Source organism: Sphingobacterium kyonggiense (assembly GCF_039536825.1).
Lineage (GTDB): Bacteria > Bacteroidota > Bacteroidia > Sphingobacteriales > Sphingobacteriaceae > Sphingobacterium > Sphingobacterium kyonggiense.
The window spans coordinates 100,858-115,707 of record NZ_BAAAZI010000001.1 but is presented as its reverse complement, the minus strand read 5'-3'; the positions used below and the strand labels follow the sequence as shown (position 1 = coordinate 115,707).

Sequence of the window (14,850 nt, the reverse complement as noted above, 5' to 3'; positions counted from 1 at the left end):
ATTATGAAACGATATAAATCATTGGTTTTTTCCATGGCTGTATTGGCAGGGGTGCTTCAGCAATCATGTACAAAAAACTTCTTAGACTATAATACCGATGGTAGGGGCGCCACACCAGAAGAGGTGCAGCGTGATGGCTATATTTTAACTTCTGCATTAACAGGGCTACAAGCATGGGTTGTTCCATTGGATGTCAATACCAATCAGTTTGTAGAATGTTTATTAGGCGGTTCCTTTTCAGGTTATTTAGCCGATTCCAATAATGGTTTTAACGGGAAGAATTTTGCTTCCTATAATCCGGAAAATGGCTGGGCAAGGGTAGCATTTAATGATATCATCCCCAATATTATCATCCGTCATAAAAAAGTGAAATCGGTAACAAATGAACCTGTGCCTATTGCTGTAGCCGATGTTATCAAAGTCATGGCTATTTCAAGGGTGACGGATATTTATGGCCCTATTCCATATTCTAAAATAGGAGAGAACGGGGCACTTGAAGCTCCTTATGATTCCCAAGAGGAGGTTTATAATAAACTTTTTGAAGAATTAAATGCTGCCATTAAAGTGCTTTCAGAGAATCTGCAACAGAACTTCTCACCAAAGGCGGATAATGTGTATGCAGGAAATGTTGTTAAATGGCTTAAGCTGGCTAATTCCTTAAAACTACGCTTGGCAATGCGTATTTCTAATGTTAGTCCGCAAAAGGCTAAAGAAATGGGCGAACAGGCTTTACAACAAAGTACTGGGTTGATCGTGGCGAATGCGGACAATGCATTTGTTAAACCGATCAATAGAAATCCATTTCGGGTAATTATGTATGAATACAATAATGGTGACTCCCGTGTATCTGCTGATATTACCTCTTTTATGAATGGTTATGCAGATCCAAGACGTGAGAAATACTTTACCCCTTCTGCTTTTACAACGGGCACAAATGGATTCTTCGGCCTACGTTCGGGTATTCAGATCCCTAGTGGTAATAACATTAAGCTGTATACCAATATGAAAGTGGACGAGTCGGATGACATCTTATGGATGAATGCTGCAGAAGTTGCTTTCTTAAAATCAGAGGCTGCCTTACGTGGCTGGCAAGGTGTAGGTGGTACTGCCCAATCCAACTATGAAGAAGGGATTAAATTATCCTTTGAACAATGGGGGGCATCTGGTGCTGAATCTTATCTAGCGAACACAAGCAACCGTCCGGATAGCTATGTGGATCCTATGGGACAATTCAGTTATACCGGCACACCGAGTCGTATTACCATCAACTGGAGTGAAGCAGCTACGCAAGCCGAGAAAATGGAACGTATCATTACCCAAAAATGGATTGCTAATTTTCCATTAGGTATTGAGGCTTGGTCTGAATACAGGCGTACAGGCTATCCTAAATTAATGGAGGTGATGCAGAACAACAGTGGTGGTCTTGTGAGCACTAGTCGTATGGCAAGACGATTAGCATATCCTCAGGAAGAATACACGGAGAATAGCAAAAACGTAAATGATGCAGTAACTAATATGTTAAAGGGTGCCGATAATATGGGTACTGATGTATGGTGGGCTAAAAAATAATAGACAATGATGAAGAAATTAACGATAAAATGGATTGCGTTGTTATGCCTACCATTAGGTGTCATCAGCATCTTAAATTCATGTAAAGACTGGACAGATGTAGAATCCTTAAAAATAGAGCAAGCTACAGTAAAGGAGAAAAATCCTGCTCTTTATGCCGCTTACCTTGCCGATTTGAAGGCATTTAAGGCTGCTCCACATAAAATCAGTATAGCTTGGTACAATAATGCTGTCAAAAATACTGTTGGTCAGGCAGATCATATTAATGGCATTCCAGATAGCTTAGACTATGTTGTCCTTGAACAACCAAAATATCTCCTTGACCGAGAACAGGCAGAGATGAAACAGATCTTGGAGGAGAAGGGTATTAAATCGCTTTATGAAATTAATGTGGATTTCATGAAAGGAGTTTATGACCGTAAGGTAGGGGATGCTAAGCCAAAAACTTTCCAAGCATTCTTAGTCGATACTTTGTCGGTTGCACTGTCATATTCCACCGAATTTGCTTATCAAGGAATAGTGCTATCATTCCAAAGCAAGGCCAAACTTCATTTGAGTGCAGATGAGCAGACAGCGCAAATTGCCTTAGAGAAAACGGTGTTTGATGCGGTAAATGAATGGAAATCAAAACATACTGACAAGGAGTTTATTTATAAGGGAGTTCCATATTTCGTCTCTACAGAAAAGTATTTAGATCAATCTTCATATGTGATTCTTCCAACACAAACTGCTCTAAGTAAAAGTAATCTAGCCTTGCAATATAATGAGGCAATGGCTGCAGCTGATCCAAAATGGAAAATCATTCTCATGGCATACTTACCGTCTTTAAAGCCTGATGAAAGTGCCTTGGGTTATTTCCAAGATAAATCATTGGCAGGAGTAGGAACAGCAGAGTTTGTGAAAAGCACAACTGGAAATCAAGAAATCCATGGCGTAGGCCTTTTGAACCTTCAATACGATTACTATAACATCTTGAAATCTTATGGGAAATCAAGAGAGGTAATTGGAATATTAAATCCAACCAATAAGAAATAAGGGTTATGAATATGCGAATTAATAAGTCAATTTTATTTCTCTTCAGCATGCTTTTCATCTTTCAATCCTGTAAACAGGACGATGAAAACTTTGAGAATAAACTATTTTTATTGTCTCCAAAGTTAGAGACCATTTTGATAAAACCTTCAGTGATAAATGTGGAAAAACAAATTCAAGTTGCAATTGCCAAACCACAGGATGCTGAAATTCTGGCAAAGGTAAGTGTAGATGAAAACCAAGTTGCCCGATTCAATCAAGCCTTTGAAGAAAAGGCTGAATTATTAACTAAGGAATTCTATGATCTGCCAAATGCGGATTTAAAAATTACGGCAGGAAGTGTAAAATCTGAATCCTTAAACATCACTTTCAAAAATGTAAATGCATTGGATAAAAGTAAGGTATATGTACTTCCTATTAGTCTAAATAGCAGTAGTTTATCGGTTTTGAATTCAGAGTCCATTAGCTATTTCTGTTTCAAGGGAGGCGATTTGATCAATAAAGTTGCCGGTTTAGAGAAGAACTACCTTTATTTCGACAGCTGGAAGAACCCGGCAGTTGTAAATAACCTTCGATCATTTACACTGGAAGCTTTGGTACGCGCTAAGGACTTCAAGAATTTCATCAGTACCATTATGGGTATTGAAGGCAAATTTCTAATCCGTATTGGGGATGCAGGATTTCCAAGTAACCAGGTCCAAGTTGCCACTACTGCTGGAAATATGCCTGGAGCAGATCCGAACAAAGGTTTAACAGCCAATAAATGGACACATATTGCTGTAGCAGTCAATGGAACAACCGGAAGTATCAAATTATATATTGACGGTGCGTTACAGGCAGAGGTGTTAAAACCTAGTTTAGGTGCTGTCAACTTTGGAATAGCAGGGATCAATGGTTTTCAAATTGGTCGTTCCTATGAGGATGCACGCTATTTTAATGGTGAATTCTCTGAAGTTAGAATATGGAACAAGGAACGTAGCAAAGATGAAATCGCAGGTAATTTCTATGAGGTACCAGTAGACAGTGAAGGGCTAGTTTCTTACTGGAAATGTAATGAAGGCGAAGGTAATTTGATTAAAGATCATACGGCAAATCAAAACCACATGATAGCTAAATCGGCCATTAACTGGGTGAATGTCGCATTACCTGAAAAAACAGTTGGTACGAAATAATAAAACCTAATGACATGAAAAAAGTAACTAAAATATATAGAAAATCCATTCCCCTTTTCTTAGGGGTAATGGCTCTTTTCGCCTTCAACTCTTGTAAAGAGGAAGTAGTGAAGGTAGGGGAAGAAAAGGAAGCTTCTTATGAAACCAATCCGAATGCACTAGCTACCTTGATTGGTCAAAATGGAAAGTCTGATCAATCCTTATTTGAATTTAAAACCGCAGGTGAATTTGGTCTGTATGTAGAATTGACTAAGCCTAGTGCTGCTGCTGTCAATAATTCCGTGGCTATTAATGAAGAAGTACTTCAAGCTTACAACAGCAAGAATGAAACATCCTTCAAAATGTTTCCTAAGGAATTAATCAGTTTAGTGGATCAAGGCAAGTTTAGCATTAATGCCAATGATAAAAAGTCTTCAGAAATAAAGATTCGCTTAACAAGTAATCAGCAACTTTCCGAGGCAGAAACATTTGCTATACCCTTAAGGACCAAACTTGCAGATGGTCAATCCATCGATTACTTATTATTGGTAAAGGATGTTTCCAAATTACCTAATGCCGATAAAAGTACAGGCATCAAGATTATCTCTTGTATGGAAGTTAATGATACAAACCCGCTAAACAACTTATCCATTACCTTGAAAAATAGTGGTAAACCGCTTGTGGATATGGTTATTTTATTCTCTTCTAACATCAACTACAACGAACAATTGGGAAAGGTTATGATCACGCATAACCCGAATGTAACGCACATCTTGGAGAACAAAGACAAATACTTGAAACCGCTAAGGGATCGTGGTATTAAAGTGATATTAAGTATTCTAGGAAACCATGATAAATCAGGTGTTGCCAATTTGGATGGGGAAGCTGCAAAGGCTTTTGCGCAGGAAATTGCGGCAACATGTAAAGCTTATGATTTGGATGGGGTATTTTTTGATGATGAATATTCATCGTATTCGTATTACGACATACCAGCTGGTTTTGTTTACCCTTCTGCTAAAGCAGCAGCCAAGCTTTGTTATGAAACAAAAAAAGCCATGCCTGATAAATTGATCATGGTATATGTATATTCCAGGACAGGTAACTTCGGTGGTAATAATGCCATTTCAGAAGCTCCAGCCGGTGATTATGTGGATTACGCATTGCACGATTATTTAGGATCCTACAGCTTGACAAACTATTACCCTGGTCTTGCCAGAACAGGTTGGGGAATGTCTTCAGGTGAGTATGCACAAGGAAGATTCCCAAGCACCAACGCATTGAGAAATATTCGTACCGGCGGTTATGGTGCCCATATGATCTTCGCATTTGATCCTAATCGATCAAACTTTACTTCAAGACAAAAACCTGCTCTTGAGAATATTGCAAAAATATTATTCGACGATGAACTCGTTTTCGACTCATCGAAGAAATTCGCTAAGGATTGGTAAAGAAACATTTTTTAATGTGATTATTGGTAAATTGTGATTATAAAGAGAGGGGTGGTGCCCTCTCTTTTTGTTAACACTAGGCAAAACCTCGAATTTTTTTCCTGTTTTTCTTTTTTCCTACCTAAAAAGGATAAAATTCTATACTACTTTTTCCTTTATGACCTTATGTTTTACACCTGTGTTGTAGAATAGATTTCTAAGCTATTTTCTATTCGTATTACTTTTTCCTTCTATCAGGTTAAAAATAGGTTTGAGACCATTTAAACACGTATTTGAATAAGGTTTCCTTTTAGAACGCTTCGGAATTTCTTTGGATCTTAGTTGGATCTTGTTCGGATCTTGTTCGCTTCTAACCGAACGAGATCCGAACGAGATCCGAACAAGCTCCGAAAGTGTGTCGAAGAAAACTCCTAGGAAACTCCTAAGAAACCCCTGTAAAATTCAAGGATAATTGGAGCAGAAGGTCAATAATTTATCCTAAATATCAAGTCCTGGAATACGTCATATATCACTCATTTTCAACCACTATCAGGTATGTTCAATTCTTGTCATAATCGGTCTTTATATTGCTATTTCACCGAGCTATCCTTAGGTTTATGCTAAAATTAATATTTGGAGATGAATTGGAATACAGAAATAACGGAATTATTTGATTTGGATTACCCCATCGTACAGGCTCCGATGTTTGGTGTTAGTACAGTTGATATGCTTGTTTCCGCTAATGATGCAGGATGTTTGGGCTCCTTGGCATTAGCTGACCTTAGTCCGGAGCAATCCATCGAATTGATACAAAAGGCAAAGAGCTTGACAAATAAACCTTTTGCTGTCAATATTTTTACCCATCAAATACCAGCAAGAACAGTTGAACTGGATCGCAAATATGAAGTAGTAAAAAAAAATTTAAAGGAATTAGCCCTTAATAATGGTTTAGAAGTAGATTTTCCGGAAATCGCATCGATCAATTTAACACCTTATCAGGAACAGGTTGATGCACTGGTTGAGGAAAGATGCCCCATAGTAAGTTATACTTTTGGGAATTTGGATGCAGTGTCCGTTCAGAAATTCAAAGCTGTTGGAACAAAATTGATAGGAACCTGTACATCGGTTGAGGAGGCTTTAGTATTAGAAGAAACTGGAGTAGATGTTATTTGTGTACAAGGTTGGGAAGCAGGGGGACATCGTGGGTCTTTTTTAGAAGAGGAATTGCCGAGGATTGGCGGGTTTTCTCTGTTAGCTCAAGTTAAGGATGCTGTCCATTTACCTTTGATCTATGCTGGTGGGGTTTATAATGGCAGAACGGTTTTGGCGAGTAGAGAATTAGGTGCAGCTGGAGTGCAGGTAGGGAGCATATTATTGGGGTCGAAGGAAAGTGCATTACAAGCGTTCGAAAAGAATAGGCTCAGAAAAGTAAAGGAGAAGGACATTGTTCTTACTCGAAGTTTTTCTGGACGATATGCACGTGGAATAAAAAATACCTTCATAGAGGAAGTAGAAAGTGCAGGGGCTATATTACCTTATCCATATCAGAATAAATTGACTGCTGCCCTAAGAAAGGCTGCCAAAGAACAAAATAATGCTGAGTTTGTCAATATATGGCTGGGACAATCCATTTCCGCTTATGCTGATCTTTCCACGAAGGACATTCTGAAGGGTTTAATCAACGATACAGAAGCCCTTGGCAAGTGATAATTCAAGTAAGGATAAAAAGTTTTTAAGGATTTACTTATGAAAGAGAATAAATATGATGATCCCCAATTTTTCCAAGCTTATGGAAAAATCCAACGTTCTTTAGAGGGATTGGAAGGGGCAGGAGAATGGCCGGTATTACGCAGTATGTTTCCAGATGTATTGGGTATGCATGTATTGGATTTGGGATGTGGCTATGGTTGGCATTGCCGTTATATCATAGAAAAAGGTGCAAACTCGGTGGTTGGAGTTGATATTTCAGAGAAAATGCTTGAAAAGGCAAAAGAAATTAATGGTATTAAAGAGGTTGAGTATATGCAATCAGCATTGGAGGATTTACAATTTTCTGCCCATAGTTTTGATTTTATATTCAGTTCTTTGACCTTGCATTATCTTATGGATTATGAAGGGTTTATGGCATCTGTCTACGATTGGTTAAAGCCAGGTTGTAGGTTTGTTTTTTCTGTTGAGCACCCCATTTTTACTGCGGAAGGTTCTCAGGAATGGTTTAAAGATGAGGCTGGTAATTTACTTCATTGGCCAGTTGATCAATACTTCAAAGAAGGGCAAAGGCATCCGAAATTTTTAGATATAGAATTGGTAAAATACCACCGTACTTTGAGTACTTATGTTCAAACCTTATTAAAGCTCGGTTTTGAATTGTTGGAAATTCAAGAACCTACGCCAAGTAAGGAAAAACTAGCCAAGGATCCTGCATGGAGAGTAGAGCTACGCAGACCGATGATGCTATTGATCTCCGTGAAAAAGAACTAATCGATATCTTCTAATAGTTTTAAAAATATGCATTAGTTAGTGCTAATTGTAAAATTAATGTTGGCTTCATAATCCATATATATAAGGGGTTTTTAGGCTAATACTTACTTCCAAATGGCTGCAAGTTTTTTGCGGCCATTTTTGATATTGAACCTAACTGACCAAATAGTTTTCTTAAACCCTATCCAATATATTTATTATATGCAACAATGTTGCAATTGATAATTTTATAATTATATTTGTTCTGAAATTGAATGGCAGTTGGTCTGAAAAGGATTTTTAGAATCCTGTTATAACAGCAATTAAATAACATATAATCAACAAATTAAATTCTAAGAGCATGAAAGTTAAATTGCCGAGTACTTACGAAGAATGGAAGGATTGTATTGAGATACAATGTCAGATTCCATTGACTTTTGCTTTTGCCCAAGAACGTCTTCAAGTTTATGAAGATGTAGAAAATGAGGAGCGGATGCGCTTTATCCGACTATATGGAGAATCACATTTAAATAATATTATCACTTGGTTTAAACAAGCTTGTCTATGAAAAAGAAATTGCCTGTAACTGTTCTCAGCGGATTTTTAGGAGCAGGAAAAACAACCTTACTTAATCATGTTTTGCACAATAAGGAGGGGCTAAGAGTAGCTGTAATAGTCAATGATATGAGTGAGGTTAATATTGATGCTCGATTGATTGAACAAGAAAATACGCTTTCAAGAACAGAGGAGAAATTAGTGGAATTGAGCAATGGCTGTATTTGTTGTACGCTTAGGGCGGATTTGATGGAGGAAGTGGAGAAGTTGGCAAAAGAAGAACGTTTTGATTATTTATTAATTGAAAGCACGGGCATCAGTGAACCCATTCCTGTTGCGCAGACCTTTTCATTTGTTGATGAAGAAAATGGAATTGATCTATCCGCTTACAGTTACATTGATACCATGTTGACTGTAGTGGACTGTTATAATTTCATGAAGGATTTTTCGAGCGATGAGCTATTAGTTGATCGGGAATTAACCGATATGGAAGGTGATTATCGAACCATTGTCAATCTGCTCTGTGATCAAATAGAATTTGCCAATGTTATTGTATTAAATAAAACGGATTTGGTGGATGGTGAATCAGTGGCCTTATTACATGCCGCTATAAAAACCCTTAATTCGGTAGCAAAAATAGTGGAGACAAGTTTTGGTCAGGTTCCTTTAAAAGAGATTATCCATACTGGTTTATTCGATTATGAGGAAGCGGAGCAATCGGCAGGATGGATCAAGGAATTGGAGAAAGAGGAGCATGTTCCAGAAACAGATGAATATGGAATAGGGTCATTTGTATTTCGTTCCTCAAGACCCTTTCATCCGGAGCGCTTTTGGGATTATCTACACGAGTCTTATCCAAATACAGTCATTCGTGCCAAGGGCTTGTTTTGGTTAGCTTCCAGACCGAATGATGCCTTGAATTTTTCGCAAGCAGGTGGGTCTTCCCGGTTAGAGCGAGCAGGAGTTTGGTGGAGTAGCATGCCCTTAAAGGAGCGACTGGCATATCCAAGTTTTGTGACACACCAAGATCTCATTGAATCTAAATGGGACAGGGATTGGGGCGACCGAAAGAATGAGTTGGTATTCATAGGTCAAGGTATAGACCAAGAGAAGATGATTGCGGAACTGGAATCCTGTTTATTGCAGGAATCCGAAGATTATTTATATAAAAATAACATACTTATTAACGATCCATTTCCAGTGAATCTTTAAATTGGAGATTGATTTTATTTAGTAGTGCAGGTTTAATAGGAAGGAAAATGGAGAAGAATAAAGAATTTGATGTCATAATTATCGGCGGTAGCTTTGCGGGTTTGTCTGCGGCTATGGCATTAGGAAGGTATTGATTGTTGATGCCGGAAAGCCTTGTAATCGTTATACACCTCATTCGCATAACTTTATTGGGTTTGATGGTGAATTACCGGGGGATGTAGCGAAGAAAGCAAGGAAACAAGTGCTTGCTTACCCAAGTGTTCAAAGCTTATCAGATGAGGTGCTTAAAGCAAAAACGATTAAGGGTGGATTTGAAATTCAATTAGCAAATTCAGGGAATTATACGGCCAAGCGCATTATTCTAGCAACAGGATTAATAGATGAATTCCCTGCTGTTCCTGGCTTTGAGGAGTGTTGGGGTAAGTCGGTTATTCATTGTCCTTATTGTCATGGCTATGAATTTCGTGATCAACCGACTATTATCATGGTTGGAAAGGATCATGCACTTCACATAGCTGCTTTGGTACACAATTTAACCAAAAATCTGGTCCTATTGAGCAGAGATTATGATTCCTATGAACCAAATGAGTTAGCAAGCTTTGAGCAAAAGGACATACGCATATACCCGGGTACATTAAAGGCCATCATTCATGAAGATGGAATGATGAAAGGTGTAATTCTGGAAAATGGGAATCAGATTCTTGCCAATGCGATGTATGCTGGAATACCCTTTAAGCAACAATCTACCTTGGCAGAGCAATTAGGTTGTTCGATGAATGAAAAAGGGCTAATAAGCGTCAATGCCATGCAAGCGACAAGCGTAGAAGGTGTATTTGCTTGTGGTGACAATACAAATCACGTTCGTTCATTGGCACAGGCAGTAGCTAGCGGAGGTATGGCAGGGGCAGCAGTCAATGCAGATTTGGCGATACAAGAATTTATACAAGTATAAAATAGCTTAGGTATTTCGGGGCATGATATTTCATTTTCCTCATGTTAAGCTATGCTATAGCCAATTTACTATACATACAAGATCAATATGCTTTATCGCAATCTTATATATTTTGTATTTCCTCCATTGCATTGCTTTTATTCTTCTTTAAACCCGTTATAAAACGTGCAACTAGATTGGCTATTTAATTTTTTTTTAATAATTTAGAATAAATTATTAACCCAAAATAAAGCAATATGAATATTAAGATTAGTAAGGAAAACAAGTATTACTTTATAGCTATATTTGCCATTATACTTGTCTTTTTGGCCCTTAAAGGCGGCGAGCTATTGGGGGCATGGTATTATTGTCTTACCCATTAATCTTCGTCAATAATTTCTGCTACACGGCCAATTTGACCATCCGTAAGGCGTACTTTAATACCTCGGCTGTGGTATGGGGCAGAGGTCAGTATATCTTTCACAATTCCTTCGGTTAAGTTTCCAGATCTTTGGTCTTTTTTAAGGATGATATTCACCAAAATCCCTGGTTTAATGTTCACTCTGCTGTTTGGATCACTCATTTTTTATGCTCTTTATTTCTTCAAAATTACTATAAAAGTTTCTGAATTCGTATTAGTTGTAAATTCAAACAGTTAATAGATTATTAGACATAGTAATAATTGATAATTGATGAGCTAAGTGGATAAACATAGAATACCATGAAGCCTCCTTTTTAAGATAAAAGGCAGTGATCATCAAGATTCACTGCCTTTTTTTGTTGGTTTATTTAATGGTGATTACCGTTGCTACAGCTCTTTCGCCTTCGTGGTCAAACTTTCCATTATCGGAAGGGAAGTTGACAATCCCTTCATCTTTAGCCCAAGCGGTACTAGAACCTCCGCCATCAAAATTAGCGGCTGAAGTACATCCTAAAGCTTTCATTAGGGAAGATAATTGCATAATATTCAATCCTTGCGATTGAGATGAACGACCATCTACAACTAATAAGATCATTTTTTGATCAGCAGTGATGCCGACAGCCGTTCTTGGGTGTCTCGCGGTGTTGAAGTCTACGTTTAGTTGTTTTTGTTCCTCGCCATTGACAATCATCAAGGGACCACCTGCTAATGCAAAAGGTTCTGCTACAGATGACCAACCTGAACTTGGCTTCTGAATGATCTTAGGTTTTCCAGCAGCATCAACTATAAGTGCTGCATTTTCGCGATGTAAATCGAAACCATTGACTGTTTGATTCATAATGTTCCCTGCGTATTTAAAGAATACTGTAGATCCACCTTTGCTGGTATTAAAATACGAACCATTGATGGCCACCATAGCATTTGCTTGAACAGCAGCAGCACTGGTTTTTAGGAACCCAGATTTCACATACGGAATATCAATTGAAGGTGATTTTGTTAAGTCGATCTCAAAAATATTGATGTATTGCTTGGATTCGAAAAGCTGAGGGAAATGAAAATATTTCCACACGATTCCATCCTTAATTTGCTTTGTTTTCCATTCGGTTTTCGCCAGGAGCTCATCTAAGCCGACCGCTTGTTCCTGGGAATAGTCATAAGGCAATTGCCTTCCTTCATCTTCCTTTGAACAGGAAATGAAGAGAAATATAAAGAGGAAATAATATAATAAAGTTGACTTTTTCATTGTCTTGTTTTTTAGGGTTTTATTTTACCATTTTAGTTTTAGTGGTTTTACTTCACTTACCTCGGTCAATTCTTGATTTAAGAGCAACTGTTCTTGATTTCTATACAAGATGATTTGCTTAGTGTTAGGATCAATAGCTGCGGCAGATACATTTCCTTTGCCCCAGCTAAATGGCCAGTTCTTGAAATATTGATTGGCCGTGGTTTCCTGGATAATGGAATACGTTTTTCCTTTTTTCTTTGCAATCAACAAGCCATCATCTTTAAATAGAAATAGCTGATCATCTTTGATAAAGCCTGTTTTAGCATGGATTTTCCATTGTTCAGGTAGATTAGGAATGAAAGCACTTAAGTCAATTTTCTTGCTTATTTTTTTCTTTTCCTTATCAATCTGAAACAATTGCGATCCAACTAGAAAATAACCATGGTCACCAGCATCAATGAAGCGCAGGGCTTCTTGGTTGGCGAGTTCTGGAATGAAAGGAAAGAATTGTCCTACGGCTGAGGAATTGTATGTATTGTGCACCTTATCACTGCTGTACAACTTATTATCCATGAAATAACGGATACTATCAGGCATAAACCATACAGCATTAGGGGTTAACCATTTGCCTTTGCTAATAAATTTTTCGGAATCTGTTTCTCCGTTGAAAATATTGACATAGTCCAATTTATCGGTTGCCTTAGGTTCAACTTGACCTTCAATATGAAACTTCGCATAGACCTGATCGTATTTTTGTAATCGGGCTGCAACCGAAATAGCATGCCAATGGTTGGAAACCACATATACCGTATCTCCGGGTTGAATGATCCTTTTTCCCAGTTCATCTTTAAGCTCTCTACTGAAAACATAATTTTGAACGGTTGTTTTAGCATTCTCTTCTTTATGGATTTTAGCCGCTGGCACACCACCTTTGTTCAAGGTTTCAAACATCAGGCTGGCTTCACAAATTACAGATCCATGGGCAGCACACCCGCCGGAAACAATAATATCATCAAATGGCTGTGACTTATATAAGCGAAGGGCAATATTTACACGATCCAACAAGATTTCCTTATTATCTGATCCAAGAACCAGCATGACCTTTTTTCCTTGTCCCCAAGAGGACAAGGAAAGGCATGCGAAGAATAAAACTAAAATGTGTTTTTTCATGCTTATTTAATTAATGCACCCATCACGGTTTGCGTTCTTTCATTCGCGTTTTTATCGGATTTGATTCGATCATCCAATGCTGGTTTGTAGGTCTGTCCCACATTAGACAAGGAGGAGCCTGTTAATCCGTATGTTAATGCTGGGTTGCTGCTTCCAATAGGTATATATTGTGCACTCAACATCGTTCCTGGATTGAAAGAAGCACCTGAAACCAATGTACCTGCTTCACCGTAAACTTGTGAGGCAATAACTGAGCTTTTTAGAACTGCTGGAATACCTGCATTATCCGAATAAGCATCTACGTCGGTTGATGCATTGTCTTGAATATTACCTGAAATTATGGAGTTAATGACCGTTAAGTTATTGACTTTAGAACGACGATAAACACCCGCACCTGGACCAGCCACTTTATTTCCGGTAATGGTAGAACTGATGATGTCTACTGAACTTGCATCATAAAGCATGACTGCACCACCACCGTTCTTAGATGTACTGGTGTTTTCCACCATTAAACAGTTGACAATAATGGCTTTGGAGTTCTCTCTTAAATATAAGCCAGCTCCATAAGAGGTGTTGCTATTGTAGCTTACTTCGGAATTGTAAAGCGTGATATTGGCATTCGGGTAACCATGAACACCACCTGCAGTACCTTTCGCATAGTTTCTGTTGAATTGAGAATTGTAGGCTGTTAGATTGGATGTATGCATCCAGACACCACCACCATTGTTACCGGTGTTTTCGTTGTCATTGACCTTACAATTTTCCATAGTTACATTGGCCGAACCAAAACCATAAAGCCCTGCTGCAAAACCAACTGTACCCTTATCAGCTGTAGCTTTATTATTGATGATCTCTACATTTTTCATGTGAACTTCAGATCCACCAACAGCCACGCCGCCACCTTGACCACGGCTAAAGTTCAAGCCATTGATGCTAATGTTTGTACTACGGTCTGTCGCATTACCACCAGTAATCTGTAGACCTTCTAGGTAAACTCTACTCTCTGCTTCTTTAATTGCCGTAATGGTCACTGTATGGAATGCCTGCTTACCAGAAGCTAAGTTCCCATCCAATACCGTTTTATATAAACTGGCATTTGGTTTTGCTCCAATCATGGCATCTTTAGCATATCCACCAATGATGGAAATGTTTTTAGATACTTCAAAGGTTTTATCGGATTCCACGGATGCATCACCATTACGAATGGTTTTAACGGGTTTATAAACACCTTCCATTAAATGTATGGTACTTCCGCTAGTAGCTTTTTCCATAGCCGTATGGAACGCTGTAGGAGAGGACCAAGAAGAGCCATCACCATTGCCCTCAGGACTCACATAGAATACAGGTACTTTGCCCGATTCTTGGCTCACCAATACTTGTGTACTTAAGTTTTCATTGACTTTAACAGTGATTATCCCAGAACGCTCATCCTCTTTATTATCGGCAACTTGAAAACTTACTTGGCGTTTGCCTTTCGCTAATTCGGTGGTGTCTAAGGTAATCCAATCCACATCTGTTTCTAATAGCATGTTCTGATTGGACAAGACACCAAATTGGTATGTCCCAGTTTTGCTACCTACCTCAATTAATTCGGTAGTGGATAGGAGTTTTTCCTCAAAGGATTTATTATCCTTTTTACAGCTACTCATATTGACTATAAGTAGGAGGATAAATATGTTTGCAAATAGGTATTTCAT

General features: G+C 38.3%; 13 protein-coding genes. 9 read left to right on the top strand and 4 right to left on the bottom strand.

Annotated features, from left to right (window positions below):
- The first annotated feature begins 3 nt into the window (after positions 1-3).
- From ABD676_RS00515 to ABD676_RS00475, 9 genes are all read left to right on the top strand, one after another.
- Positions 4-1,569 carry a RagB/SusD family nutrient uptake outer membrane protein gene (locus ABD676_RS00515; RefSeq protein ID WP_344672726.1) on the top strand — a complete coding sequence of 522 codons (1,566 nt, stop codon included), beginning with the start codon at positions 4-6 and terminating at the stop codon, positions 1,567-1,569.
- A gap of 6 nt (positions 1,570-1,575) precedes the next feature.
- Entirely contained in the window at positions 1,576-2,604 is a 1,029-nt protein-coding gene (locus ABD676_RS00510; protein WP_344672725.1) for a glycoside hydrolase family 18, read from the top strand.
- A gap of 47 nt (positions 2,605-2,651) precedes the next feature.
- Positions 2,652-3,773, top strand: a complete 1,122-nt coding sequence (locus ABD676_RS00505; RefSeq protein WP_344672724.1) for a DUF1735 and LamG domain-containing protein — start codon at positions 2,652-2,654, stop codon at positions 3,771-3,773.
- Between the two features lie 14 nt (positions 3,774-3,787).
- The gene (locus ABD676_RS00500) at positions 3,788-5,200 is read left to right on the top strand and encodes a BT_3987 domain-containing protein (RefSeq protein ID WP_344672723.1); all 1,413 of its coding nucleotides are present in this window, start codon (positions 3,788-3,790) and stop codon (positions 5,198-5,200) included.
- A 618-nt stretch (positions 5,201-5,818) separates the two neighbouring features.
- On the top strand, positions 5,819-6,886 hold the full coding sequence (locus tag ABD676_RS00495; protein ID WP_344672722.1) for an NAD(P)H-dependent flavin oxidoreductase: 1,068 nt from the start codon (positions 5,819-5,821) through the stop codon (positions 6,884-6,886).
- 39 nt (positions 6,887-6,925) lie between these two features.
- On the top strand, positions 6,926-7,660 hold the full coding sequence (locus ABD676_RS00490) for a class I SAM-dependent methyltransferase (protein ID WP_344672721.1): 735 nt from the start codon (positions 6,926-6,928) through the stop codon (positions 7,658-7,660).
- A gap of 340 nt (positions 7,661-8,000) precedes the next feature.
- Positions 8,001-8,207, top strand: coding sequence for a hypothetical protein (locus ABD676_RS00485; RefSeq protein ID WP_344672720.1), 207 nt, complete (start codon positions 8,001-8,003; stop codon positions 8,205-8,207).
- Positions 8,204-9,406, top strand: coding sequence for a GTP-binding protein (locus ABD676_RS00480; RefSeq protein ID WP_344672719.1), 1,203 nt, complete (start codon positions 8,204-8,206; stop codon positions 9,404-9,406). The genes ABD676_RS00485 and ABD676_RS00480 overlap by 4 nt, the downstream gene beginning before the upstream one ends.
- A gap of 130 nt (positions 9,407-9,536) precedes the next feature.
- Positions 9,537-10,358: an NAD(P)/FAD-dependent oxidoreductase gene (locus tag ABD676_RS00475; RefSeq protein WP_344672718.1), complete on the top strand. Its 822-nt coding sequence runs from the start codon at positions 9,537-9,539 to the stop codon at positions 10,356-10,358.
- Positions 10,359-10,716: 358 nt separating this feature from the next.
- On the opposite strand, the gene ABD676_RS00470 is transcribed toward ABD676_RS00475, so the two are convergent.
- From ABD676_RS00470 to ABD676_RS00455, 4 genes are all read right to left on the bottom strand, one after another.
- Positions 10,717-10,920, bottom strand: coding sequence for a YwbE family protein (locus tag ABD676_RS00470; RefSeq protein WP_344672717.1), 204 nt, complete (start codon positions 10,918-10,920; stop codon positions 10,717-10,719).
- Between the two features lie 202 nt (positions 10,921-11,122).
- Positions 11,123-12,001 carry a phosphodiester glycosidase family protein gene (locus tag ABD676_RS00465; RefSeq protein WP_344672716.1) on the bottom strand — a complete coding sequence of 293 codons (879 nt, stop codon included), beginning with the start codon at positions 11,999-12,001 and terminating at the stop codon, positions 11,123-11,125.
- A gap of 24 nt (positions 12,002-12,025) precedes the next feature.
- On the bottom strand, positions 12,026-13,153 hold the full coding sequence (locus tag ABD676_RS00460) for a YdcF family protein (RefSeq protein WP_344672715.1): 1,128 nt from the start codon (positions 13,151-13,153) through the stop codon (positions 12,026-12,028).
- Positions 13,154-13,155: 2 nt separating this feature from the next.
- A complete protein-coding gene (locus tag ABD676_RS00455; RefSeq protein ID WP_344672714.1) occupies positions 13,156-14,850 on the bottom strand; it encodes a right-handed parallel beta-helix repeat-containing protein in 1,695 nt (564 codons plus the stop codon).